At 68.9% G+C, this 24,186-nt stretch carries 19 protein-coding genes and 1 pseudogene; 8 read left to right on the top strand and 12 right to left on the bottom strand.

The features are described 5' to 3' along the window. Positions 1–43 precede the first annotated feature (43 nt). Positions 44–1,432: an MFS transporter gene (locus Sfulv_RS02155; protein ID WP_173310745.1), complete on the bottom strand. Its 1,389-nt coding sequence runs from the start codon at positions 1,430–1,432 to the stop codon at positions 44–46. A gap of 216 nt (positions 1,433–1,648) precedes the next feature. On the opposite strand from Sfulv_RS02155, the gene Sfulv_RS02150 reads away from it, so the two are divergent. Then, entirely contained in the window at positions 1,649–2,641 is a 993-nt protein-coding gene (locus tag Sfulv_RS02150; protein ID WP_173317526.1) for an aldo/keto reductase, read from the top strand. An 82-nt stretch (positions 2,642–2,723) separates the two neighbouring features. Further along, a complete protein-coding gene (locus tag Sfulv_RS02145) occupies positions 2,724–2,918 on the top strand; it encodes a hypothetical protein (RefSeq protein ID WP_173310743.1) in 195 nt (64 codons plus the stop codon). A gap of 103 nt (positions 2,919–3,021) precedes the next feature. Here Sfulv_RS02145 and Sfulv_RS30060 read toward each other — a convergent pair. The 3 genes and pseudogenes from Sfulv_RS30060 to Sfulv_RS02130 all read right to left on the bottom strand — a co-directional run. Continuing rightward, positions 3,022–3,219, bottom strand: a pseudogene (locus Sfulv_RS30060) (IS5/IS1182 family transposase); the annotation flags it as partial. 76 nt (positions 3,220–3,295) lie between these two features. Then, on the bottom strand, positions 3,296–3,853 hold the full coding sequence (locus Sfulv_RS02135; RefSeq protein WP_173310742.1) for a TetR/AcrR family transcriptional regulator: 558 nt from the start codon (positions 3,851–3,853) through the stop codon (positions 3,296–3,298). Between the two features lie 23 nt (positions 3,854–3,876). Continuing rightward, complete coding sequence (locus Sfulv_RS02130; RefSeq protein WP_173310740.1) at positions 3,877–4,455, bottom strand: sugar O-acetyltransferase; 579 nt, start codon at positions 4,453–4,455, stop codon at positions 3,877–3,879. Positions 4,456–4,541: 86 nt separating this feature from the next. Here Sfulv_RS02130 and Sfulv_RS02125 point away from each other — a divergent pair, with 86 nt between their 5' ends. Next, positions 4,542–5,750 (top strand): MFS transporter, encoded by a 1,209-nt coding sequence (locus Sfulv_RS02125; RefSeq protein WP_173310738.1) that lies wholly within the window; start codon positions 4,542–4,544, stop codon positions 5,748–5,750. Positions 5,751–6,038: 288 nt separating this feature from the next. Here Sfulv_RS02125 and Sfulv_RS02120 read toward each other — a convergent pair whose 3' ends face one another. The 8 genes from Sfulv_RS02120 to Sfulv_RS02085 form a co-directional block, all read right to left on the bottom strand. Continuing rightward, complete coding sequence (locus Sfulv_RS02120; RefSeq protein WP_173310736.1) at positions 6,039–8,618, bottom strand: pullulanase X25 domain-containing protein; 2,580 nt, start codon at positions 8,616–8,618, stop codon at positions 6,039–6,041. Between the two features lie 347 nt (positions 8,619–8,965). Continuing rightward, the gene (pulA, locus tag Sfulv_RS02115; protein WP_246352992.1) at positions 8,966–12,322 is read right to left on the bottom strand and encodes a pullulanase-type alpha-1,6-glucosidase; all 3,357 of its coding nucleotides are present in this window, start codon (positions 12,320–12,322) and stop codon (positions 8,966–8,968) included. 118 nt (positions 12,323–12,440) lie between these two features. Beyond that, the gene (locus tag Sfulv_RS02110) at positions 12,441–14,141 is read right to left on the bottom strand and encodes a glycoside hydrolase family 13 protein (protein WP_173310734.1); all 1,701 of its coding nucleotides are present in this window, start codon (positions 14,139–14,141) and stop codon (positions 12,441–12,443) included. A 109-nt stretch (positions 14,142–14,250) separates the two neighbouring features. Further along, entirely contained in the window at positions 14,251–15,156 is a 906-nt protein-coding gene (locus Sfulv_RS02105; protein WP_173310732.1) for a sugar ABC transporter permease, read from the bottom strand. Continuing rightward, complete coding sequence (locus Sfulv_RS02100; RefSeq protein ID WP_173310730.1) at positions 15,153–16,160, bottom strand: carbohydrate ABC transporter permease; 1,008 nt, start codon at positions 16,158–16,160, stop codon at positions 15,153–15,155. The genes Sfulv_RS02105 and Sfulv_RS02100 overlap by 4 nt, the downstream gene beginning before the upstream one ends. 84 nt (positions 16,161–16,244) lie before the next feature. Next, on the bottom strand, positions 16,245–17,522 hold the full coding sequence (locus Sfulv_RS02095) for an extracellular solute-binding protein (RefSeq protein ID WP_173310728.1): 1,278 nt from the start codon (positions 17,520–17,522) through the stop codon (positions 16,245–16,247). Positions 17,523–17,887: 365 nt separating this feature from the next. Continuing rightward, entirely contained in the window at positions 17,888–18,904 is a 1,017-nt protein-coding gene (locus tag Sfulv_RS02090; RefSeq protein WP_218578031.1) for a LacI family DNA-binding transcriptional regulator, read from the bottom strand. A gap of 1 nt (position 18,905) precedes the next feature. Then, complete coding sequence (locus Sfulv_RS02085) at positions 18,906–19,274, bottom strand: hypothetical protein (RefSeq protein WP_173310074.1); 369 nt, start codon at positions 19,272–19,274, stop codon at positions 18,906–18,908. A gap of 315 nt (positions 19,275–19,589) precedes the next feature. On the opposite strand from Sfulv_RS02085, the gene Sfulv_RS02080 reads away from it, so the two are divergent. The 5 genes from Sfulv_RS02080 to Sfulv_RS02060 all read left to right on the top strand — a co-directional run bounded on the left by Sfulv_RS02080 (position 19,590) and on the right by Sfulv_RS02060 (position 23,743). After that, the gene (locus Sfulv_RS02080) at positions 19,590–20,105 is read left to right on the top strand and encodes a lytic polysaccharide monooxygenase auxiliary activity family 9 protein (RefSeq protein WP_173310724.1); all 516 of its coding nucleotides are present in this window, start codon (positions 19,590–19,592) and stop codon (positions 20,103–20,105) included. A gap of 176 nt (positions 20,106–20,281) precedes the next feature. After that, on the top strand, positions 20,282–20,983 hold the full coding sequence (locus tag Sfulv_RS02075; RefSeq protein WP_371874622.1) for a DoxX family protein: 702 nt from the start codon (positions 20,282–20,284) through the stop codon (positions 20,981–20,983). Further along, positions 20,980–21,738 carry a calcium-binding protein gene (locus tag Sfulv_RS31105; RefSeq protein WP_173310722.1) on the top strand — a complete coding sequence of 253 codons (759 nt, stop codon included), beginning with the start codon at positions 20,980–20,982 and terminating at the stop codon, positions 21,736–21,738. Before Sfulv_RS02075 ends, Sfulv_RS31105 begins: the two co-directional genes overlap by 4 nt. A 285-nt stretch (positions 21,739–22,023) precedes the next feature. Then, the gene (locus Sfulv_RS02065) at positions 22,024–22,410 is read left to right on the top strand and encodes an effector-associated constant component EACC1 (protein ID WP_173310720.1); all 387 of its coding nucleotides are present in this window, start codon (positions 22,024–22,026) and stop codon (positions 22,408–22,410) included. Between the two features lie 10 nt (positions 22,411–22,420). After that, positions 22,421–23,743, top strand: coding sequence for a caspase family protein (locus Sfulv_RS02060; RefSeq protein ID WP_173310717.1), 1,323 nt, complete (start codon positions 22,421–22,423; stop codon positions 23,741–23,743). Positions 23,744–24,186: the final 443 nt, after the last annotated feature.

Here is a 24,186-nt window from a genome sequence, read left to right as displayed (position 1 = left end):
AGCGGCCTCGCGTTATCACGAACGGGCGCGGTGGGGGAGTCCGTCAGACGCCGCGGGCGTCGGCGGTCACCGCGGCCTGCGGAGCCGGTGTCCCGCCGGGCTCCGCCCCGACCTCCGACAGATCCCGGTTGCGGGTCTCCTTGGCGCAGACGATCGCCACCATGGTGAGCAGCGCGGCCGCGATGACGTACAGGGCGATGGGCGTCGCCGTGCCGTAGTGGTCGAGCAGCGCGGTGGCGATCAGCGGCGCCGGAGCACCGGCCGCGACCGACGAGAACTGGGAACCGATGGAAGCGCCCGAGTACCGCATGCGCGTCGCGAACATCTCGGAGAAGAAGGCCGCCTGCGGGGCGTACATCGCACCGTGGAAGACGAGCCCCACCGTGATGGCGAGCAGCAGGTTCCCGAAGCTCCCGGTGTCGATCAGGGCGAAGAACGGGAACATCCACAACCCCACGCCGACCGCACCGACGAGATAGACCGGCCTGCGCCCGATCCGGTCGGACAGCGCGCCCCACAACGGAATCACCACGAAGTGCACGGCGGAGGCGACCAGTACGGCGTTGAGCGCCGTCTGCCTGCTCATGTCCGCCGCCACCGTCGCGTACACCAGGATGAACGCCGTGATCACGTAGTAGCTGATGTTCTCCGCCATCCGCGCGCCCATGGCGATCAGCACGTCCCGCCAGTGGTGGCGGAACACGGCGACCAGAGGCATCTTCTCGGCCTTCGCGCTGGTGGCCTCGCGCGCTGACGCCTGGGCCAGAGCGGCCTTGAACACAGGTGATTCATCGACAGAGAGACGAATCCACAGGCCGAGGAGCACCAGCACACCCGAGAGCAGGAAGGGAATGCGCCAGCCCCAGGCCAGGAACGCCGACTCCGACATCAGCGCCGTCAGCGCGGAGAGCACCCCGGTCGCCAGCAACTGGCCCGCCGGAGCCCCGGTCTGCGGCCAGGAGGCCCAGAAGCCACGCCGCTTGGCGTCGCCGTGCTCCGACACGAGCAGCACGGCCCCGCCCCACTCGCCTCCGAGGGCGAAGCCCTGCACCAGGCGCAGGACGGTGAGCAGAGCCGGTGCGGCGGAGCCGATGGCGGCGTGCGTCGGCAGCAGCCCGATGCAGAACGTCGCGCCACCCATCAGCAGCAGACTCAGCACCAGCAGCTTCTTGCGCCCGAGCCGGTCGCCGTAGTGCCCGAACACCAGAGCACCCAGGGGCCGGGCGGCGAAGCCGACCGCGTACGTGAGGAAGGAGAGCAGAGTACCGACGAGCGGGTCGGAGTCGGGGAAGAACAGCTTGTTGAAGACCAGCGCGGCCGCCGATCCGTACAGGAAGAAGTCGTACCACTCGATGGTGGTGCCGACGAGACTCGCGGCGACGATCCGCCGCAGCTTCGTGGCGGGCGGGGGAGCGGTTGCTGGGGCGGCCATGGGTACCACTTCCGGACGTTCGGCGGGGACGTTGCTGTGTCGCCATACCGTAGGAAGGGGCAGGTCAGGGGCGTATGTGGCGGGACACCATAGTTCTGGTGGCGCGTGTGCGGGCGGGCGCTACGGGGAGGTGGTGCGGAGCGGACTCCGCTGACCGAAGACAACCAAAGGCATAGGGGCACCGCCCCGCCGGACGCCGACAGGATCAGTCCTATGATGATTCCCATGGAACAGCGGGTTTGTGGCAGGACGGGCCGAAGCGTTTCCGTCGTGGGACTGGGCACCTGGCAGCTCGGCGCGGACTGGGGCGACGTGCGCGAGGAGGACGCGATCGCTGTCCTCGACGCCGCGGTCGAGGCGGGCGTCACCTTCTTCGACACGGCAGACGTCTACGGTGACGGGCGCAGCGAACAGCTCATCGGCCGTTATCTGAAGGAACGTCCCGACGCCGACGTCCTCGTGGCCACCAAGATGGGCCGTCGTGCCGACCAGGTCCCCGAGAGCTACGTGCTGGACAACTTCAGGGCCTGGGCCGACCGGTCCCGCGCGAACCTCGGCACCGACGTCCTGGATCTGGTGCAGTTGCACTGCCCGCCGACCTCCGTGTACTCCTCGGACGAGGTGTTCGACGCGCTGGACACCCTCGTCGCGGAGGAGCGGATCGCCGCCTACGGCGTCAGCGTCGAGACATGCGCAGAGGCGCTCACCGCCATCGCACGGCCGGGAACTGCGAGTGTGCAGATCATCCTCAACGCCTTCCGGACGAAGCCCCTCGAGGCCGTCCTTCCGGCCGCCGCCGAGGCGGGGGTCGCCGTCATCGCCCGCGTTCCGCTCGCCTCCGGCCTGCTGGCGGGCAGGTACACCTCGGAGACCGTCTTCGCCGCCGACGACCACCGCACGTACAACCGGCACGGCGAGGCGTTCGACCAGGGGGAGACCTTCTCCGGAGTCGACTTCGCGACGGGCGTCGAAGCGGCCGCCGAGTTCAGCGCCCTGGCCGCGGCGGACAGCACACCCGCGCGGACGGCGCTGCGCTGGATCATCCAGCAGCCGGGCGTGACGAGCGTGATCCCAGGAGCCCGTTCCCCCGAGCAGGCCCGCGCGAACGCGGCGGCCGCCGCCGACCCGGCACTCCCGCCGCACGTCCTCGACGCGATCGCCGACCTGTACGACCGGCGCGTCCGCACCCAGGTCCACCACCGCTGGTGACCGGCACGGGAGCCCGCTCGCTCCGGCGAGCGGGCTCCCGCCGCACCCGTCCTCGGGAGCCGGGCGGAGCGGTGCACCGTCCATGACACACGTCGGCTCCACACCGTGCTGCCTGTTCGCCATAGCCGTTCCCGCCATCGCTGATATCAGCGATGGCGGGCGAGATGGCACCATCAATCCGGGAGAGGTCTTCGGCGCGACCGCCGACCTCGACGGTGTCCCGGCCAGCTACCAGGACATGGCCGACAAGAGCCTCAAGGTCCTCGTCAAGCCGTGACCTGCGCTGTAGGGGGCTGTAGGTAGCCGCTGCCCACATCTTCTCTCTTGTCCGGATCGCCACTGCGACACGGAACGCCGACGCCGCCCTGGTAGCCGAAGCAGGTGCGTTCGGCGGTCCAGCGGTGGCGGCCCAGCCGTTGCGAGGGCTCGACTCCCTTGCGGGCGATACGGTGGGTGACGCCGCGTTCGCGTGACCATCGCCGCAGGTGGGCGTAGTCGTAGCCCTTGTCGGCGTGGAGCTTGCCGGGCTTCCGCCGTCGCCGGCCGCGGCGCGAACGGATCGGCGGGACGCCCTTCACCTGCAGCGGTACCGCACGCGGTCCGGCCCCCCGCCTGGTCAGGTGGGGGGCCGGCCAGGGGCCTTGGGCGTGCGCGTCAGGGACGCGCGCCGTGGCTCCGGGTGATGCGGGCGATGGCTTCGACGGTCAGGGCTCGGTCGTGGGGCTCGGTTTCCAGGGCGCGGTGGATCGACAGGCCCTCGATCATCGCGTCGAGCTGGCGGGCTGTTGCCGGGTCGAAGTGCCGCTCCAGGGCGACGCGGCTGCGGCGCATCCACTCCCGGGTCAGCTCGCGGTAGGCGGGCTTGCGGGCGGCGAGCGTGTACAGCTCGTGCGTGAGGACGAGTTCGCGCTGGTTGCCGCTTGACAGGTGGTGGACCAGGTCGGCGACCGCTTCCCGCGCCTCGTCGGTGGTGGAGGCGGCGGCGAGATGTTCCTCGAAGACGGCGACGATGCTGCCGGAGAAGCGTACAAACGCTTCTCGCAGCAGCTCGTCCATCCCGCCGAAGTGATACGTCATCGAGCCGAGCGGCACACCGGCACGGGCGGCGACCTTGCGGTGCGAGGTGCCGGCGACCCCTTCCTCCGCGATCAGGTCGAGCGCGGCGGCGATGATGCGTTCTCGCCGCTCGGGGTCGTTCTGTCCGGTTGCCACGGTGCTTCCTCTGCGTAGAGCTGTCAGATCGAGCGGATCACCCGGGCCGGGTTACCGACCGCGACCACATTGGCGGGTACGTCCTTGGTGACGACGGCTCCGGCACCGATGACGCTGTTGTCCCCGATGGTCACCCCGGCCAGCACGATCGCGCCACCGCCCAGCCAGACATTGTCGCCGATCGTGATCGGCCTGGCCGCTTCCAGCTTGTCCCGGCGCGGCTCCGGCTCCACCGGGTGGGTGGGGGTGAGCAGTTGGACGTTCGGCCCGATCTGGCAGTCGCGGCCGATGGTGATGGGGGCCACGTCCAGGGCGGTGAGGTTGTAGTTGATGAACGTGTCCTCGCCGACCGTGATGTACGAGCCGTAGTCCACGTACAGCGGCGGCCGGATATGCGCACCGGCGCCGAGGCCGCCGAGGAGCTCAGTGACGACGGGCTGCGCGGCGTCGGGGTCCTCGGTGTATGCCGCCAGATACCGGGCGGCGAGGCGCACGGCGCGCCGCTGGGCCTCCACGATGTCGGGGTCGTCGGCGATGTAGAGGTCCCCGGCGAGCATCCGCTCGCGGTTCGTACGGGGGTCTCCTGCGAAGTGGTCCGTCATGAGTACGATCGTACATTCCAAGGGTACGGTCGTACACCTCTCGTTCCCCATCCCGCCTTCGACCCGTCTGCTGAGGTCCCGCTGTCATGGATGCCGTTACGCGCCGCTGGCGTGCCGCTCTGTTCCTCTTCATGCTGGCCGCCGGCACAGGCATGGCCTCGTGGGTGCCCCGCACACCGGCCGTCAGGGACGGCCTCGATGTGTCCACCGGCGCGATGGGACTGGTCCTGTTCGGTCTCTCGACCGGCTCGATGGCCGGGGTCACTGCCTCGGGTCCGCTCGTGCGCCGCTACGGAGGCCGGGTGACGATCAGCGCCGGTGCGACGCTCGTCGTCGCGGGGCTGCTGGTCGTCGCCGCCGGCACGAGCCTGTCACTGGCGGGCGGGGTCGCCTGCGGACTGGCCCTGTTCGGCGGCGGGATGGGGCTGGCGGAGGTCGCGTTCAACATCGAGGGAGCGGCCATCGAGAGCGTCATCGGCCGACCCGTCCTGCCGGTGCTGCACGGCTGCTTCAGCCTGGGAACCGTCTTCGGGGCACTGCTGGGCATGGCGATGACCGCCGCCGAGTTCCCCGTCGGATGGCACCTGACGGCCGTAGCGGCCCTCATCGCCGCCGGCGCCGTGCGGGCGGTCCTGTCCATCCCGCACGGCACGGGGAAGGAGGCCGCCTCCGACAACTCCTCGCGGCAGGGCGGCCTGCGGGGACAACTGCGCGTGTGGCGGGACCGGCGGCTCATCCTCATCGGGGTGATCGTGCTGGCCATGGCCTTCGCGGAGGGTGCCGCCAACGACTGGCTGCCGCTGCTCATGGTGGACGGCTACCACGTCAGCGCCACCGCGGGATCGGTTACCTTCCTGGCTTTCGCCTCCTCGATGACGCTGGGCCGGTTCGCCGGCGGACCCCTCCTGGCACGCTTCGGCCGGGTCCAGGTCGTCCGGATCAGCGCCGTGACCGCAGCCCTGGGCCTGGTGGTGGTGATCGTCTCGCCCAGCCCGCTGATGGCGGGCGCCGCCACGGTCCTGTGGGGGCTGGGCGCGTCACTCGGCTTCCCCGTCACCCTGTCCGCGGCGGGCGACCACCCGCACGACGCGGCGGCGCGGGTCGGCGCGGTCGCCACCGCCGGCTACGTCGCCTTCCTCGTCGGCCCACCCGCACTCGGCCTCCTCGCCGACCACGTCGGACTCCGGCTCACGATGACCGTCGTACTCGCCCTGCTGATCGTCGCTTCCTCACTGGCCGGAGTACTCGACTCCGGCCGGCGCGCCGATGCGGAGGCCAAGCCCGTCTCGGCCTGACCTCGCCGTCTCACATGCCGTGAGGCCAGTTGCCGGCCGTGCACACGAAAGCGCCTTCAGAGAATGGCGGTGAGTATCGTCGAAGGGGGCCTGGAGCCCAGACGGGGATCGGCGGCATCTCGGATACGGCGCAGGTGCCGGATCGGCTCTGTCGTCCATGGGCCGGAGCCGTGCGTGCCACGATGAGGGCATGAGCAGTGAACGTGGACCTGTGGTGGCGTAGGTGGCGGGAACTGCGCCGCGCCCCGCTGCCGGTTCGGCAGCGGGGCGCATGGGTGGTGCGGTGGTTCAGTTCTTCTTGAAGACGGTGACGGCGAGGCTCCCGGCGGTGTTGCCGGTGGCGTCGACCTTGCCGGTGGTGTCGAGGATCTTCCTCCACGAGCCGGCGGGCAGGTTCACTGTGGAGGAGTGGTCGGTGGGGTTGTAGACCACGACGGTGTCGTAGCTGGTGGGGGCGGCGGCGTTGGAGCTGATCGCGGAGGTGACGACCTGGCCGTTGACGGTGGTGCTGACCTGGTTGCTGACCGCATCCCAGGAAGGCAGGCGCAGGGCGGGAGTGGACTTCCGCAGGGCGATGGCGTCCTTGTAGTAGGTGAAGGTCGCGGCGTTGGCGGTCTTCTCGCCCCACTGGATGGCGTTGACGCTGTCGCCGGCCTCGTAGGAGTTCTTGGCCGTTTCGTAGTCGCCGTTGACGACCTTGGAGTGGAGGAACTCGTCGCCTTCGTGGATGAAGGGGATGCCCTGGGAGGTGAGGATCATGCCGGTGCCGAAGCGGTCCATCTGACCGGCGCGCCCGGTGGCGCCTCCGGTGACGCCGGAGTAGGTGATCTTGTCCCAGAGGTTGAGGTCGTCGTGGGCGGAGACGTAGTTGATGCTCTGCTCGGGGTCGTAGGCGAAGGCCGGGTTCCAGGGATCGGACAGCGGGTTGGTGCTCTTCACCGCAAGGGGTGAGCCTCGCATGCCGGTGGCGACGGCGGTGGCGTTGGAGGCGGAGCCGCCCATGTAGCCGAGGTTCTGGTCGCGGGTGCCACCCTTGAGGGCGTCGCGGTAGGCGCCGTTGAAGACTCCGACGTGTCCGCCGGCGAGGGTGGGGACGGTGCCGTAGCGGACCTTCTGGGCTTCGAGGGGGTCGTTGACGCCGCCGCTCCAGGGTTCGCCGTGGATCTGCAGCATGCGGTCGGGGAAGGTGGACTGGAGGTGCTTGGCCCAGTTGTCTACGTTCTTGTACTGGTGGACGCCGAGGAGGTCGAAGCGGAAGCCGTCGATGTTGTAGTTCTTCACCCAGTGTTCGAGGCTGTCGCGGATCATGCGGCTGACCATCGGGTTGCTGTCGTCGATGGAGTTGCCGGTGCCGGAGAGTTCGGTCTGGTGGTAGTACTTGCCGCTGATGTTCTGGAAGACGTCCTTGTTGGCGGTGTGGTTGTAGACGACGTCCATCAGGACGCGTATGCCGTTCCTGTGGTACTCGTTGACCATGTCCTTGAACTCGCGGATGCGGTCCTCGGCTGCGCTGAACTGGGAGAACTGCTCTTCGGGGACGTTGAAGTTCAGGGGGTCGTAGCCCCAGTTCGGTACGGTGCTGTTGAAGTCGAAGGCCGGCAGGAGCTGGACGTGGGTGACGCCGAGTTCCTTGAGGTGGTCGATGCCGGTCTTGGTCCCGTTGTGCGTGGTGCCGCCCTGGACGAGGCCGAGGAACTTGCCGCGCTTGGCGCTGTCCACGCCGGAGCTGGCGTCGATGGTGAAGTTGCGCACGCTCATCTCGTAGACGACCGCGTCCTCGCGCTTCGTCTGGGTGGGGGTGGGGGCCCAGGAGCCGCCGGTGGGCTTGACGGCGCCCGCGTCGATGACGATGCCTTCGGTGGTGCCGGGTTTGACCATCGCGGCGTAGGGGTCGCGGACGGTGTTGTTGCCGACGCGGAACTGGTAGCCCTTGTTCTTCAGGTCTCCGGTGACGACGGCCTGGTACACACCGGTGTAGCCGGACAGGGTCACAGGGGTAAGGGTGTGGCTCGTGCCGTCGACGGTGACGGTGACCTGTGAGCTGTCGGGGGACCAGATGCGGAAGGTCGTTCTGGCCGGGGTGTAGAGGGCGCCGAGGGTGCCGTCCGTGGGGGCGGGCTCTTCGCCGCCGGGCTCGGTCTCGACGCTCAGGACGTGTGAGGTGCTGTTGAAGCTGAACTTCGTGGTGGCTCCGGCGCGCGGCACGGTGAAGCTGATGTTGCCGCCGGAGGGGCTGCCGCCCTGCCCGTAGCTCTCGTCCCAGGACTGGCCGATGGCCGTCTTCACCTGATGGGTGCCTGCGGGGATGGAGTTGGTGCTCCAGGTGTAGGTGCCGTCGGCGTCGATGTCCTGGAGCCAGGACTTGAGGCAGTCCGAAGCCCAGTCGGCGGCGCAGCCGATCTCGGACTGGAAGGTGCCTCCGACGGTGACGATCTTGCTGGTGATGTCGTCGGTGATCCAGTGGGTGACGGGGTCGTAGACGAAGGTGACCCTTTTCCCGCCGACGGGAACGGTCAGGGGGATGTCGGCGCCGTAGGACTGGGCCTTGGCTCCGTAATTCTCCGACCAGCTCTTGTTGATCGCCGCCTTGTAGGCGTACGTGCCCGCCGGGAGGGTGTAGGTCTTGGACCAGGCGCCTGATCCGTCGGTGCGGGCGGTGAGCTGGGCCTGGGAGCAGTCGGGGGACCAGTCTGCTGAACAGCCGATCTCGCTGTTGAACGTGCCGGGGACGGAGACCGCGGTCGGGGCAGCGGCCTGAGCCGGAGCGCTGAGGGCGGGGACGAGGGCGAGGCTGAGGGCTCCGGCTGTGAGGGCTGCGGACAGGGTGCGGGTTCTGCGGTGCCGGGGTGGGTGCGAGGTGCCGTGCATGGTGGTGCCTCCTCGAAGGGGGTCCGCTCCGACCGCCGTGTCAGAGGGCCGTGAGCGGGTGGGGGCGTGCCGGTTGATCGTCGGCGGCGCGGCCGTGCGGCAAGGCAGTTGACTGCCGGCTTGGGTGCGCGTGCTTTTCGGGGGCGTCAGGGGCGCGCGCTCTTAACCTGTTTGCTAACTCAAGTTAATAATGTGTGTAGCGGAGGGCGTCAAGACGTCGCGCAGGAGATTCCCGTGACGGGAAGCAGGCCGCGCGCACAGGGTGGCCGGGCATGCTCGTGTGGCCCGGCAGGGCAGCGGTGGATCGCTGTCCTGCCGGGCTGGGTTGTGGCTGTTCCGGGTCTTGGTTACCGCTCGACGAACACGGCGACCGTGTGCGCGGGGACGGTGAACGTGCCGCTGTCGGTGCGGAACGTGGACTGCTTGACGACTGCGTCGCCGCCCTGCGCCAGGACCGGATGCAGCACCTGCCGGCTGCCTGTCAGGCCCTCCAGAGTCTGCTTCTGTGCTTGGGGAGTGGCGTTGTGGACGACTGTGACGGACTTGTAGGTGTCGAGCCCGTGGCCGTTCAGGTGCTGGGTGATGACTCCGGGGGTTTCGCCAGGTGTGCCGGAGAGCGGGAAGCTCAGGCGCTTCTGCACGGAGGCGGCGGTGCCGAGTGCGAAGAGCGGGGTGGACTTCTTGATTCTCAGGAGTTGCTGGAACTGAACAGTGGTGTCACCGATCTCGCCACACCCCGGGATCAAAGACGCGTCGGCCAGCAAGGGCTTGGCGTGGTCCCACTGGCCGCGGTTGGACTCGGCAAGCGGCAGGCCGTGCCCGAAGCCGTTGCCGGCGCGGCAGTCCCACTGTATGGCGTTGAACCAGTCGCCGCTGTCGTAGGAGTTGCCGTCCAGCGATTTCGAGCGCAGCAAGTCAGTGCCGGCCTGGGCCATGCTCGGGCTCTGGGAGAGGGTGCTGATGGCCAGAGCCAGGGCCTGGACACGGGCGCGGGCGGCCGGCGTGGTGGCCGCCGGAAGCTTGTAGGCCAGCGCGTCGTACAGGGCCAGGTTGTCGTGGGCCTCGACGTAGTTGACGGCCTCGCCGGGAGAGGCGGTGTAGCCGGCCGGGTGGCCGTTGTAGTCGAGCTGGGCTCCTGTGCGCCGGGTGCCGTCGCTGGTGGTGAAGGAGTAGTCGGCGAGGTTCCCGGTCAGCCCGATCTTTACCAGGTCCATGTCCTTCAGCAACCGGGCCTTCTGCTGGGCCGAGGTGCCGTTGACGTCGGCCCCGTTGGGGTCGGTGAACAGGCCGCTGGCGAAGCCCTGGCGTCGGGGGTCGGTATCCGAGATCCCGCCGCCGCGGACACCGTCGCGCAGCCGGTCGTTGAAGGTGCCGATGCCGGTGCCGGCCATGTTCTCCTGGGTGGCCTGGACGAACCGGGCGTCGTCGGCGACCACTCCGTAGTTCCAGCCCTCCCCGTAGAGGGCGATGTTCTTCCCGTCGATGCCGTCGCGGCGGGGGGTGAGGTCGGCCAGGGCGTCGTCGACGTCGAGCATGGTCTGCTTCGGGTCCAGGCCCATCAGGTCGAAGCGGAAGCCGTCGATGCGGTACTGCTTGGCCCAGGTGGTGACGGAGTCGACGACGAGCTTGTTCATCATCGCGTGCTCGGGGGCGGTGTCGGCGCAGCAGCTGTCGCGGGTGACGGTGCCGGTGGCGTCCAGTCGGTGGTAGTAGCCGGGGACGATGCGGTCCAGGACAGAGGCCGGGTCCTGGCCGGCGGCGGCGGTGTGGTTGTAGACGACGTCCATAACGACCCGCAGACCGTTGTCGTGGAGCCGCTGGACCATCCGCCGGAACTCCACGGTGCGCGAGGCGCCGTTCGGGTCGCCGGCGTAGGAGCCCTCGGGCACGGTGAAGTGGAGCGGGTTGTAGCCCCAGTTGTAGGCGTCGGTGGCCTGGGTGCCGGCCACGCACGCCTGCTGCGCCTCGGAGTCCGGAGCCATCGAGGGCAGGTCGCATGCAGGGGCGGCCTGGTCGGCGCGCTTTTCAGCGGTGCCGGCGAAATCGAATGCGGGCAGGAGCTGCACGGAGGTGATGCCGGAGCCCGCCAGCTCCTTGAGGTGCTTGAACCCGGATGACGCCGGGTGGGTGAGGGCATCGTACGTGCCGCGCTCGGCGGCGGGGACCTGCGCGTCGGCGGCCGAGAAGTCCCGCAGGTGCAGTTCCTGGATCTGCTGCTCACCGGCGGCGACCGCCTTGGGCGAGCGGCTGTCCCTCCACCCTCGTGGCGCGGTCGCGGGGTCGTCGAGGTCGACGATCTGGCTCAGCCGGGAGTCGGCGGACAGCGAGAGCGAGTACGGGTCGGTGACGCGGTTGGTAACGGTCTGCAGGACGGCGGGCGCCCACACCTTCACGGCGAACCGGTAGTAGGTGTTCTTCCAGTTCTTCTCACCGCGGACCGACCAGACGCCGGTGCGGGCGTCGAGCTTCATCGCCACGAGACGCGGCTCGGTGGACGTCGCCGTGTCGTACAGCTCGGCGCTGACGCTCTTCGCGGTCGGCGCCCACAGTGAAAGCGTCGGCTTGGCGCCCCGGAAGACGGGACCGAGTTCGGCCTTCTTCGCCCGTGCGGCGTAGAGGTCGTCGAGTACGCCGGGGGTCTGCAGGCCGGTCGCGGTGCGCAGGGTGCCGTCCGGGGCGAGGGCGGCGACGGCGACCTGGCCCTTGAGAAGATCGGGAGCCTTGGCGGCCCAGGCGCGCGGCAGCCGCAGCGCTCCGAGCTTCGCCAGGTGGGGGTACTTCTCCTTCAGCGCGGTGGGCAGTCCTGCCGAGTCGTAGGTCAGGGGGATGACGGTGCCGCCGGTGATGCCGGTGCCGCCCGCCGCGAGGCCGCCGTCGGGGGCAGCGGCGAGGTGGTAGGTCCCGGCGGCCGGTTTGTCGCCGAGGTCCCAGGCGATCAGGTCGTCGGTGAGCCAGTGTGCTGCTCGGGGGGCGAGGCTGGGCTTGGGATCGCCCGCGTAGACGTTGAGGACCGGCGAGGAGGCGGTGTGGCTGAACGTCGTCCTCGCACCGTCGTCGGCCACGGTGAACGGGGTCTGTGTCCCGGTGGGTGTGCCGGGCAGCCCCAGGGCGGCACGGGCCTTGTAGGTGCCGGAGGGCAGGGAGGCGGTGGTGAAGGTACTCGTGCCGTCGCCGTCGGGGTCGGTGAGCCAGGAGGCCAGGCAGTCGACGGCCCCGTCCGTCACGCAACCCAGTTCGCTCTGGAAGTCGCCGGTGGCGGTGACGAGGGTGGTGTTGAGGGTGTCGGTGACCCAGTGGGTGACCGGGTCGTAGACGAAGGTCACCTCCGCGCCGCCGGCCGGGATGCTCAGGGGGATGTTCGCACCGCCCTGGACGGCGTTGAGCCCGTAGTTGACCGCCCAGCTCTTGTCGAGCGCGGCCTTGTAGGAGTACGACCCGGCCTTGAGGCGGGCGGTGAGGGACCAGGCACCGTCGGCACGGGGCACCATCTGGGCCTGGTCGCAGTCGGGCGCCCAGTCTCCGGCGCAGCCGAGCTGGGAGTCGAAGTCGGAGGCGATGGCGACCGCGGCGGGCGGTGCTTCCGCGGCGAACGCCGGGGTGATGCCCGCGGCGCCGGTGGTGCCGGCCAGGACGAGTGCGGTGACGGTGAGCTGGGGTATCGACCGGCGGCCGGGGCGGGGCGCGCGGAGGGGTCTACGAAGCATGGAGACCTCGCTGTCTCGTGGGCAGGACGGAGGTGAACCGGCGGGGCGGTCCCGGTGCGGGAAGATGGAACGCGGGGTACAGGGGGCGGGAAGGCGCCGGGGCGGGGCCCCGGTCGGTTCAGCGGGCGGTCCACCAGGCGGTGGTATCACCCGGCAGGAGCGCCTCGGTGCCCTTGATGGTGATCTGGGCGTTGGCGAGGAGCTGTTCGCCCGGAACGGTGAGCCGGACCGGTGCATCGGTGGTGTTGACGGTGCAGGTGAAGACCCTGCCATCGGGGGTGGGACGCTCGAAGACGAGAACGCCCTGGGGACTGTCCAGCCAACGCAGGTTGTCAGCTGCGCCCAAGGCGGGGTGGGCGCGGCGGATGGTCAGCGCGGCACGGTAGAGCTCAAGCGTCGAGGCGGGGTCGCCTGTCTGCACATCGACACTGAGCTCGGCCCACTCGGCGGGCTGGGGCAGCCAGCTCGGCCCGCCGGTCACCGCGTTGAAGCCGTAGGGGGCCTGGGTGCCGGACCACGGGATGGGGACCCGGCAGCCGTCGCGGAAGCCGTCCTGGCCGTCGGCCCGGAAGTAGGAGGGGTCCTGCCGGGCCTCGTCGGGCAGGTCGGTGACGTCGGGCAGGCCCAGCTCCTCCCCCTGGTAGATGTATGCGGAGCCGGGCAGGGCGAGCATGAGGAGAGTAGCGGCGCGAGCGCGCCGCAGCCCCAGTTCCCGGTCGCCGGCGGTGCGGATCTGGGTGCCCAGACCGGGTGGGTTGGCGAAGCGGGTGGTGTGCCGGGTGACGTCGTGGTTGGACAGGACCCAGGTGGGCGGGGCGCCGACGTGGCGCACGGTGGCGAGGGTCTCGTCGATGACCTGCCGCAAGGGGCCTGCTTCCCAGGAAGTGGCCAGATACTGGAAGTTGAACGCCTGGTGCAGTTCGTCGGGGCGCACGTAGTTCGCGGTGCGCTGAAGAGTGGGAGCCCACGCCTCCGCGACGCCGATGCGGTCCCCGGCGTACTCCTCGAGGATGGTGCGCCAGCCGCGGTAGATGTCGTGCACGCCGTCCTGGTCGAAGCACGGCCCGGCACCGCTGTCCAGCAGGTGCAGCGGGTTGTGGACGCCCAGGTCGGGCAGGCCGGGGGCTTTGACCAGGCCGTGGGCGACGTCGATGCGGAAGCCGTCGACGCCCAGGTCGAGCCAGAACCGCAGGATCGAGGCGAACTCGTCGTGGACGGCCCGGTGATCCCAGTTGAAGTCCGGCTGCTGAGGGGCGAACAGGTGCAGATACCACTGTCCTGGGGTGCCGTCCGGGTTCTTGGTGCGGGTCCAGGCGGGACCGCCGAAGACCGACTCCCAGTCGTTGGGCGGCTGCTCGCCGCCTGGCCCCAGACCGTCGCGGAAGTGAAAGCGTTCGCGCAGGCGGGATCCCGGACCCTCCCGCAGGGCTTGCTGGAACCAGACGTGTGCGTCCGAGCAGTGGTTGGGGACCAGGTCGACGATGATGCGCAGGCCCAGCTCGTGGGCATCCTCGATCAGGGACACGGCATCGTGAAGGGTGCCGAACATCGGGTCGACGACCCGGTAGTCGGCGACGTCGTATCCGGCGTCGGCCTGGGGGGAGGAGTAGAAGGGGGAGAGCCACACCGCGTCGACGCCCAAGGAGCGCAGGTAGGGCAGCCGGCTGCGGATGCCGGGCAGGTCGCCCATGCCGTCGCCGTTGGAATCGGCGAAACTGCGCGGGTAGACCTGGTAGATCACCGCTTCGCGCCACCAGTCGGCATTGGGAGCGGGCGGTGCGGACGGGACGGAGTGGTGAGCAAGCAGGTGCTGGGTCATGGAGTGGGGTCCTCACGACGGTGGCGCGCGGCGCGCCGACGGCAGGCAGGGGCTTCGCTGCTGAGCAGGGCCACGGGATACGCGGGGCAACGGCTGGAACGGCGCTGGGTCAGCCTTTGGTGCCACCGGCGGTGAGGCCGGTGACGAGGTGCTTCTGGACGACGTAGAACACCAGGCCGGCGGGGATGGCGATGAGCACGGAGGTCGCCGCCATGTAGTTCCACTGGGAGTTGAACTGGCTGATGTAGGACTGCAGGCCCACCGCGAGGGTGTAATTGCCTTCCGAGAGCATGAACTTCGACGCGAAGGCGACCTCGCCCCAGGCGGTGAGGAAGGTGTAGAACGCGGCGACCGCGAGACCGGGCCGGGCCAGCGGCAGGATGAGGCGCCAGAACGTCCCGAAAGGGGTCAGGCCGTCGATGCGCCCGGCCTCGTCGATCTCGACGGGGATGGTGTCGAAGTAGCCCTTGAGCAGCCACGCGCAGTACGGCACGGCGGTGGAGCAGTAGATAAGGACGAGGCCGCCGTAGGTGTCGAGCAGGCCGATGCTGCCCATGATCTTGTACAGCGGCACCATCAGAACGGCTACGGGGAACATCTGGGTGAGCAGGAAGGTGTACATCAGCGAGCCGCGGCCCAGGAACTTCATCCGGGAGACGGCGTAGGCGGCGCTGGCGGCGATCATGACGCCGATGAGCATGGTCCCGAAGGCGACGATCAGCGAGTTGATCATCCAAGTGCCGAACCCGGTGTCCTGGAGCACGTGTCCGTAGTTGGACAGGGTCAGGTTGTCAAGGATGCGGCCGGGGTGCTGGTAGTCGTTCTTGTCCGGGCCCAGGGAGATGTAGAAGATCCACAGGATGGGAAAGACGGCGATGAACGCAGCGGCGATCAGGAAGCCGTGCAGCGAGGCGGAGACGGAGCGGCGTCGTGCGCCGCGCGGACGGTTCGGGGTTGCCTTCCGGTCCGGCGCGGGGCGGCGGGCGGCCGGAGATGTGGTCGCGGTGGTGGTCATGCCAGAACCCCCTGGTCGTTGCGCTTGAGCCAGCGGCGGTAGACGCTCGTGAAGACGACCAGGATCGACAGGCACAGGATGCCGACGGTCGCCGAGCCGGCGTAGTCCTGGGGCTGCTGACCGAAGAAGAGCCGGTAGGCGTAGGTCACGAGGATCTGGACGCTGTCGCTGTTCCCGCCGAACAGCAGGAAGATCACGTTGAACTGGTTGAACGTCCAGATCACACCGAGCAGGATCACCGTGCTACTGACCGGGCGCAGCCCGGGCAGGATGACGTGGACGAACCGCTGCCAAGGGCTGGCGCCGTCCATCTCCGCCGCCTCGTGGAGTTCGCGGGGAATGGCCTGTAGTCCGCCGAGCATGGAGATCATCATGAACGGCACCCCGCACCAGATGTTCACGCCGATCGCGGCGAACTTCTGCGCCAGTGGATCACTCAGCCAGGACGGTCCGGGCAGTCCGACCAGGCTAAGGAGCTGGTTGACGACACCGTCGTCAGCCAGGATCAGCCGCCAGCCGAAGATGGTCACGAACGTCGGCACCGCCCACGGCAGGATGAGCAGCAGCCGGTAGAGGCTGCGCGCCCGCATGTCGCGGTTGAGTGCGATGGCCAGGGCCAGGCCGATGGCGTAGGTCAGGGCGACGCAGGCCACCGTCCAGATGATCGTCCACACCAGGTGCGGCCAGAACTGGTTGTTGGCCCCGGTGAGGACGTCGGCGTAGTTCTTCAGCCCGACCCAGGAGAAGCTGTCGGGGATGTGGTTGACGCCGATGGTGCGGCCGACGTTCTGGCTGGTGGCGTCGGTGAAGGTGAGGTAGACCCCCTGCACCAGCGGGTAGGCGACGACGGCACTCAGGACGAGGACCACGGGTACGCACATGGCCCAGGCGTACCAGCGCTGATCGTAGGAGTTCTTGACACGGTTGAGCGGGCCGGAACCGGGCCCGGTAGTTCGCTGGCGACGGTTCGCGCGGGCAGGCTTGCCCTCGACGACGGCGGTCATCTGGCACCTCGGGGACAGGGATGAGGAAGAGAGACGTCGGGTGCGCCCCGCCCGCATCCGGCGGGGCGGGGCGGACCTCGTTCCTTAGCTGACGCTGTAGTTCGACAGGAGCTTCTTCGCCTCGGTGGCCGCGTTGTCCAGGCCGCCTTCGGTGCTCTCCTGGCCGGAGAGGATCTTGATCAGCTGGGTCTCCAGCGGGGTGTACAGCGAGCTGTACTCCGGCAGGGCCTTACGCGGCTGACCGCTGGGCAGGACCTTCTGGTACCCGGCGATGCCCGGGTTGGCCGTGACCTCGGCGGTGTAGGCGTCACCGCGGGTGGGCAGGGTGCCGTTCTTCAGGGCGACCTGACTCTGCGACTGCGCGGAGGTCATGAAGGCGATGAACTTGCTCGACGCCTCCTGGTGCGCGGCGTCCGAGCCCGCGTAGGCGACGAGGTTGTGACCGCCCAGCGGCGCCCCCGCCCTGCCCGTGCTGCCGGCCGGTACGGGTGCGATACCGAGGTTGTTCTTGTCGGCGAAGGCCGAACCCTTGAAGACGTTGGCGTTCTCCCACGGGCCCTGGATGATGGAGGCGACCTTGCCGCTGCTGAAGGCGTCCATGATGTTGGGGTAGGCGTTGCTGGTGGTGTCCAGCTTCCGCGTGCCCTTGGCCTTCACCAGGTCCTTGAGCGTGTCGATGCCCTTGATCGCGGCCGGCGAGTTCAGTGTGATCTTCTTCGCCCCGGGGTCGACCATGTCGGTGCCCTCGCCGTAGAGGAACGGCATGGCGTAGTAGCCCTGGGGGTTGAAGGCGAAGCCGTCGACGCCGGTCTTGTCCTTGACCGTGGCGATGTCGCTCTTCCACTGCGTCCAGGTGGCCGGCGGCTCGGTGATCCCGGCCTTGGTGAACAGGTCCTTGTTGTACATCATGGCCAGGGTGTCGGTGACCTGCGGAATGCCGTAGAGCTTGCCCTCGTACCTGCCCTGCTCGATCAGGCCCGGCTCGAAGGCGGCGACGTCCTTGCCCGCGGCGGTGTCGTCCAGCGGGGCGAGGTAGCCGGCCTTCGCGAAGCCCGGGGTCCAGCCGACGTCGGCGCGCAGCACGTCAGGGGCTCCCTTGCTGCCCGCGGCCGTCTGGAACTTGGTCTGCGCGTCACCGAAAGGCACGCTGACGTAGGTGACCTCGATGTCGGGGTTGGCCTTCTCGAACGCCTGGACCAGGGCCTTGTACGTCGGTCCTTCGTTGGTGGCGTCCGAGGTGTCCCACCAGGTGATGGTCACCGGGCCGGAGGCGTCCCCGGAGTCGGAGGTACCGCCGGAGCAGGCACTTGCACAGATGCTGATGGCCGATATCAGGGCGGCTGCGGCGATGCCACGGCGCATGAGGACTCCTCGATGGAAAGACTGATCCGACGACGGCGGACCCGGTACTGCCGCCGGCAACGGGGCGAAGCCGGCGGCAGTCTGCGGATGCACCTCCAGCACGTCCGTGCGCTGGAGGCCGGGCCGCGGGGCATGCTTCCTCACCAGGAGGAGGGCTGGTTGCCTCATTTTCTGGTGTGGCGAGAGTCTTGCGAACTCTTCGTTTCGCAGACGCTAGCAGGTTATTAACTGGAGTTAGTTAACGGTTTTGTAACGCGCTCGCCATCTTGACCGAACCGTGGTGGGGCCATGGCGAACGCCGCCCGAACACTCCGGAAACCGGGGTGGAGGGCGGCGCGGGACGGAAGGGCCGGGGGAGTACTCGGTCAGCCGGAGAGCCCTGTTCGGCCGGGGCGGCTGCTGGAGTCGCGAACGACCAGGTGAGTGCCGAGGAGCTGGTGCGGGTGCTGGTCCTCGTCACGCATCGCGGAGAACAGCAGATCGGCGGCCGTGCGGCCCTTGGTCGTGATGGCCTGGCGGATGGTCGTCAACCGAGGGCGCGTCCACGACGACTCCGGCAGATCGTCGTACCCGGTCACCGTCACGTCGCCGGGCACGTTCAGCCCGAGGTCGTGCATGGCGTCCACGGCACCGAACGCGAGGATGTCCGACATCGCCACGACGGCAGTGGGCGGCGCCGAAGCCATCAGCGCCTTCGCGGCACGGAACCCGTCCATCCTCGTTGCGGGCACCTCGACCAGCTCAAGGTCGCCCAGGCCCATGCCGGACTCCCCCAGAGCCCGTGTGATCCCCGCGATACGGCGCGCCAGCGGGCCCCGGTAGCCGCGCTCCGCGTGCTCCGGTCCGGGATCGATCGAAAGGAGTGCGATCCGCCGGTGCCCCAGATCCAGCACATGACGCATCACCTCGTACGCCCCGCCCTCGTCATCCACGTCCACGCTGGACACGTCCTGGTGAGGACTGCTGTCCACCAGCACGAACGGGATACCCCGCCGGCGCAGCTCCGCCACTTCACCGCGGTCGTGCTCCAGCCCGCACACGATGAATCCGTCGACCGCCGCGTACGGAATGGCCTTCAGCATCGAGTCCCGCAGCGGAGGGGTCAGCAGCAGCGTGTACCCCTGCTCGTCGCACACCTGACCCACCCCCGTCAGGAACCGGGCGTAGTAGGGGTTCTCCATGACCTTCGCCAGGTTCTGCGGCAGCAGCACACCCAACGACTGCGTCTGACCTGCCTTCAGCATCCGTGCCAGCGTGTTGGGCACATAACTGAGTTCCTGCGCCGCGGCGAGAATCCGGTCACGCGTGGCGGTCGAAAGCTTCTCGGGACTGTTGAACGCGAACGACACCGCCGACCGCGAGACACCTGCGGCCTTGGCCACGTCATTGGCGGTAGGGCGCGTTCGCCCGCCACGCGGCCCGGCCCCGGACGAAATGCTCGACATGCCAGCCCCCGATGTCTAAACGATTACTAACGATATAGCGCAGATAGGCCAACTGGACGAGGAAGTCGAAGGTCGACCGGCGCACTCTCCTTCGCTGCCAGGGCCCGGTGGGCATTAACCCATTAATAACTTGAGTTAGCAAACCTGTCCCCGGCACGCCCGCCGGAATCAGCCACGGTGGGGCATCGACTGCCGATGCGTAGCCCACAAACGCGGGCCGGTCCGCGATGCAGTCCTGATGACGGCACTCGGCGTCATCCGAGCCGTGCCGCGCCGGAGGGCTGATCCACTTCGTGACTGTGGTCACGAAGCCTTGCGTGACATACCCGGCCTCGGACCAGATCCTCTGGGACGGATCACTTCACGACACTGCTCACGAGGCGTCCCGAACCCGACAACCTCGCACCCGGCAAGGAAGTTGCCCGCTGAACGGCCAGGGCATGCCAGGTGCGCCCAGGCACACAGGAGCGGTCATATTTTCAGCACCGGTTTGGTCTAGACCAAGTCGGGTACGCTTTCATCGCCAGGCAATGACCGCCCACGGTCATGGAGTTGCTGCTTGACATGCACATGCCTGCTTCGCCTTCGGGCGGGCGGGCACGGACCCCCCACAGGAGTTGTCATGAAGAGCAAGAAGATGCTGGCCGCCGCCATCGGCGCGGGAATCGCCCCGCTTCTGGCCGTGAGCCTGCCGGCCGGCGGCGCGAGCGCGCACGGCTACATATCCTCGCCCCCCAGCCGACAGGCCCAGTGTGCCGCGGGCGTGGTCCCCTGCGGTTCCATCAAATACGAGCCGCAGAGCGTCGAGGGCCGCAAAGGTCTGACGAGCTGCAGCGGAGGGAACGCCGCCTTCGCCGAGCTCGACAACGACAGCAAGGGCTGGAAGGTCACCCCGGTCAGCCGGACGACCAGCTTCAACTGGCGGCTGACGGCACGTCACGCCACGAGCACCTGGCAGTACTACGCGGGTGGCCGGAAGATCGCGGAGTTCAACGACGGCGGTGCCCGGCCGGGCGAGACCGTCACTCACCAGGTGAACTTCGGCAGCCTGAACGGGAAGCAGAAGGTGCTGGCTGTGTGGAACATCGCCGACACCGTCAACGCCTTCTACGCTTGCGTGGACGTGAATGTGAGCTGACATGGTGCCGCACCAGCCGGCCCCGACGGGCCGGCTGGTGTCCCGGTGCCCGGAGTGGACGATGCGTCGCTCGCCCCGGACACCGGGTCCCTCTTCCTCGTTCCTCTCCCGGCCGCCCGGCGGCCAGGAGCCTTCGGACAACCGCGTGCGAGCACGTGCGAGAGGATGGGTACGGCATGGAAAGAGCCGGAGAGCGAAGCCTGTGCCCTCCTCAAGGGCCTGCCCCGGAGCAGACCGGGGACGGCGGGCCGGCCACCCGGACGGTCCGGTCCCTGGCCGGCCGGGTCCAGCGGCACGCCGCGGCGTTCCTCAGAATGTGCGTGGGCACGGTGTTCCTCTGGTTCGGGGTCCTCAAGTTCTTCCCCGAGGCCAGCCCCGCCGAGGGGGTCGCCGTCCGGACCGCGACGAAGCTCACCCTCGGCCTGCTGCCCCCGGACGTGGTGCTACGGACACTGGCGGCGTTCGAGACGGCCATCGGCCTCGGCCTCGTCACGGGAGTGCTTCTCCGTATAGCCCTGGTGGGATTCTTCGCCCACATGGCCGGCGTCTTCTCCGCGCTCGTGCTGCTTCCCGGAGAGATGTGGCAGGAGGGCGCGCCGGTCCCCACCCTGGAGGGCCAGTACATCATCAAGAACGTCGTCCTGATCGCGGCCTGTCTCGTGGTGGCGGCCGACGAGTGGGACCGGGACGGCGGCGCCATGCGGACGTCCGGGGGACCGGAACGCACCGACCGGCGCGTGATGGATCCTCCCGAACACCCCACGAGATACTCGCTGTTCGGGACTGAGTGCCACAAGAACGCTGCCCCTCAGGTCCCCGGCAGCCACCCCTCCAGCAGGTCGACCGACCGGTCGCCACATCGAGACGAGGTGCCATGAACCGACACGTACTCACCGCCGGAGCGGTCGCCGTGACCCTGCTCGCCGTCGCCGCCCCCGCCGCTCCCGCCGCCACCGAGGTGAAGGCCCGCGTCGGCGCCGACTGGGTGACTCAGTCGATCGTCTTCACCGCCACCGCGGGCGAGGCCAACGACCTCCACGTGATCCCCATGGACCTCGGCGACGGGGTCCGGCGGATCGGCTTCCGCGACGCGGTCCCGCTCGAACCAGGCGACCACTGTGCGTACCTCGAACCCGGGAACGACACCTTCGTCGTCTGCGAACTGCCCACCGGCAGCTCCCAGCCGGATGAAATCGACATCTTCCTCGGCGACCGGGACGACACGATCGTCACCAGCGACCCCGCGGTCGACACCGTCCGCGGCGGCCCCGGCGACGACACGCTGCACGCCCATACCGCGCATACGGTGTGGGGAGAGGCGGGGGACGACATGGTCATGGGGCGCGCGGTCCTGGACGGCGGCGACGGCATGGACCACCTGATGGGCGACGACAGCGACCAGCGGCTGCGGGGTGGCCAGGGTGACGACATGATCGAGGCGTACGGCGGTGCGGACATCGTGTCCGGCGGCCGAGGCGACGACGACGCCATGGGCGGGGACGGCCGTGACATCGTCCTCGGCGGCTCCGGCGACGACACGCTGCACGGCGAGGGCGGCGATGACCTGGTCAGTGGAGGCCCCGGGAAAGACGCCGTCGAAGGCGGCCCGGGCCGCGACATCGTCCTCCGATAGGCGCGTGCCTCCCACGCCCCGGAGATCTGGGACCGTGTCCTACATGATCAGCCCCACGCCCGCTGGCGATGTGGCGGCCCCGAGGGCGAGCGGCCCGTCCCAAGCACCGCTCCAGGCGCCGGCCGGCCCCGGGCTGGGAGGGGTGGCGGAGGAAGGAACAGCGTGATGGCCGCATGCGATCAGAAAGCGGGGAAGCAAGAGGTCGGTGCCGTGTCGTGAGGGCTGGTCCGGTGGGCGCTGGTGAAAACAGGTGCCGTGCGTGGTCGCTGACGACAGAATGGCTCTATGCCTGAGCAGAGGACAACCGCATCCCGGGGTGAGCTGGCGTTAGCCGTGCACGGCACCGAGGCCGAACAGCATCTGCGTCTGCTGTATGACTGGTTGACGCTTGAGGACGATCTCCGCGGCCGCCTTCGCCTGCGCTCCCGGCCTGTGGCCGAGGGTGAGATGGGCGGCGTGCTGGACGTGCTGACGGTGGCCCTTGGCGCGGGCGGCACCGGTGCGCTGATCGCGCGCTCGGTGTCCACATGGCTGAGTCAGCGCCGGGCTGACATCACCGTCACCGTCAAGGCCCCCGATGGCCGTGAAGTGAGCATCGACGTGAAACGCAGCCAGGATCCGCTGGCCATCATCCGTGAAGTCGAGCGGCTCGCTGCGCCGCCCCAGGAATAAGACGGTCCCGGTGACCGAGACGTGGTTCCCCCGTGCCGACGCCAGCCGGATCGTCCTCATCGGCGCCGGCACGTTCCGGGACCGAGCACTGCCGCCCATCGCGGCTGTCGACAACAACCTCCGGGACCTCAAGAACGCTTTCACCCATCCCGAACACGGGCTCGTCGCCGGACAGCCCACCGGACACTGCACCGTCCTGGGCCTGGACGGCGAACCGGTGGACCAGGCGGCCGTGGGCAACGCTCTGCAACGCGCCGGCAGCGAAGCAGACGACTTGCTGCTGGTCTACTACAGCGGCCACGGCCTCCTGGACGACGACGGCATGCTCTATCTGACGCTCAAGCACACCGACCCGGAGCGTCTGCGCTACACGGCACTGCCCCTTGACGTGATCAAACGTGATCTCGCCACAGCGCCGGCGCGGGCACGGGTACTGATCCTGGACTGCTGCTTCTCGGGCAGGGCCATCGCCGCCATGGCCACCGCCCCCAGCCTGGTGCTCGGTCAGCTCCCCGCCGGCGGCACCTACACGCTCACCTCCACCACCGCGACCGCCCCCTCCCACGCGCCTCCAGGCGACCGGCACAGCGCTTTCACCGCGGTGCTGCTGAACGCCCTCGCGGCAACCGAGCCGCTGAACATGGACCAGATCTACCACTACGCGGAAAGCGAGCTGAGACATCTCGGCCTTCCCAGTCCCCAGCGCCGGGGTACGGGAGCCGCCAGCTGGCTCGCCCTGGCACGCGGTCCCCTGCCGCACCCACCGCTTCCCACCCCAGCCCCGTGGCGCCGGCTGCGGCCGGCGCTCCTGTGGCCACTGGCAGCGGCAGTGATTGCGGCCGCCCTGGCCGTACCGGCTTTCCTGCTGTCGCAAGGTCACTCAGCGAAGGGAACGCCCGGCGCTTCCCGCTCCGCCAAACCCTCGCCCACCCCGTCCACCACAGCGCCTTCCCCCAGCGTCGGAGCCGGCTCCGGCGGCAGCCAGACAGAGCCCTCCGCGAACCCCAGCCGACCCCGCGAGGAACAACTCACCGCCGGCCTCCCCTGGACCGACAAACCGAGAAAGACCGCCTGGACGAAGGACCGTGAACTCGGAATCAACATCAACGACATCAGCGTCGGCTACTTCGTCATCACACCCACCCGCAGCTGCACCGTCAAGGGTGCCGAAATGGGACAGTCCATCGTGATCACCGGACCGGGGGACAACTGGACCAGACTCATCATCACCGACCTCGGCCAATTCGGCCCCGACCTGGAAGACCTCCCCGTGACCTTCCAGATAACCCGCGGACACGGTAACGCCCCCCACGGCAAGAAAGCCTGCACCTGACACCCGTGGGCAGCACGCGATGTCCCGTACGGTCCGGTCGTCGCCTGCGTGTGGTCGGAGTCTGGCCGAGCCGACGTCATCTCTGTTCCATAAGTTGAACTGGTTTCGATATCCGCGCGGCAAACGCTGCAATAGCTATTCGTCGGCTGCGGGGCGCAAGCATTTTCCTTGATAAGACTCCGTAGCCTGTCCACCACCCCTCCAACAGGAGCTCTACGGGTCGACGTGCACACTTTGCCTGCAAACGGCGCGGTGGGCGAGTAAGGGCCTGGCTCGATGATGCGCTTGACCCCCGGCGGGGGAGCGTCTGCCGACCCTGCACAGGGCATGATGGGCCGGCCCTCCGGCCCTCCGGCGCTGAGCAGCTGGTCGATGCGGCACCAACCGCATCGGTCGCACGCTCGCTGCCATTCACGCTTTCGAGATCGCTTGGCGCTCAAGAT

The organism is Streptomyces fulvorobeus (assembly GCF_013167895.1).
GTDB classification, from domain to species: Bacteria; Actinomycetota; Actinomycetes; order Streptomycetales; family Streptomycetaceae; genus Streptomyces; species Streptomyces fulvorobeus.
The sequence above is the reverse complement of the archived record's forward strand: the minus strand, read 5'-3'. Positions and strand labels throughout refer to the sequence as shown.

What these genes read in the sequence shown, in the direction of transcription:
- Sfulv_RS02125 (WP_173310738.1), top strand. Translation starts at nt 4,542, where the DNA reads ATGGATGCCGTTACGCGCCGCTGGCGTGCCGCTCTGTTCCTCTTCATG.
- Sfulv_RS02120 (WP_173310736.1), bottom strand. Translation starts at nt 8,618, where the DNA reads ATGCACGGCACCTCGCACCCACCCCGGCACCGCAGAACCCGCACCCTG.
- Sfulv_RS02075 (WP_371874622.1), top strand. Translation starts at nt 20,282, where the DNA reads ATGGAAAGAGCCGGAGAGCGAAGCCTGTGCCCTCCTCAAGGGCCTGCC.
- Sfulv_RS02145 (WP_173310743.1), top strand. Translation starts at nt 2,724, where the DNA reads ATGACACACGTCGGCTCCACACCGTGCTGCCTGTTCGCCATAGCCGTT.
- Sfulv_RS02080 (WP_173310724.1), top strand. Translation starts at nt 19,590, where the DNA reads ATGAAGAGCAAGAAGATGCTGGCCGCCGCCATCGGCGCGGGAATCGCC.
- Sfulv_RS02095 (WP_173310728.1), bottom strand. Translation starts at nt 17,522, where the DNA reads ATGCGCCGTGGCATCGCCGCAGCCGCCCTGATATCGGCCATCAGCATC.
- Sfulv_RS02100 (WP_173310730.1), bottom strand. Translation starts at nt 16,160, where the DNA reads ATGACCGCCGTCGTCGAGGGCAAGCCTGCCCGCGCGAACCGTCGCCAG.
- Sfulv_RS02150 (WP_173317526.1), top strand. Translation starts at nt 1,649, where the DNA reads ATGATTCCCATGGAACAGCGGGTTTGTGGCAGGACGGGCCGAAGCGTT.
- Sfulv_RS31105 (WP_173310722.1), top strand. Translation starts at nt 20,980, where the DNA reads ATGAACCGACACGTACTCACCGCCGGAGCGGTCGCCGTGACCCTGCTC.
- Sfulv_RS02105 (WP_173310732.1), bottom strand. Translation starts at nt 15,156, where the DNA reads ATGACCACCACCGCGACCACATCTCCGGCCGCCCGCCGCCCCGCGCCG.
- Sfulv_RS02110 (WP_173310734.1), bottom strand. Translation starts at nt 14,141, where the DNA reads ATGACCCAGCACCTGCTTGCTCACCACTCCGTCCCGTCCGCACCGCCC.
- pulA (WP_246352992.1), bottom strand. Translation starts at nt 12,322, where the DNA reads ATGCTTCGTAGACCCCTCCGCGCGCCCCGCCCCGGCCGCCGGTCGATA.
- Sfulv_RS02155 (WP_173310745.1), bottom strand. Translation starts at nt 1,432, where the DNA reads ATGGCCGCCCCAGCAACCGCTCCCCCGCCCGCCACGAAGCTGCGGCGG.
- Sfulv_RS02065 (WP_173310720.1), top strand. Translation starts at nt 22,024, where the DNA reads ATGCCTGAGCAGAGGACAACCGCATCCCGGGGTGAGCTGGCGTTAGCC.
- Sfulv_RS02130 (WP_173310740.1), bottom strand. Translation starts at nt 4,455, where the DNA reads ATGACGGACCACTTCGCAGGAGACCCCCGTACGAACCGCGAGCGGATG.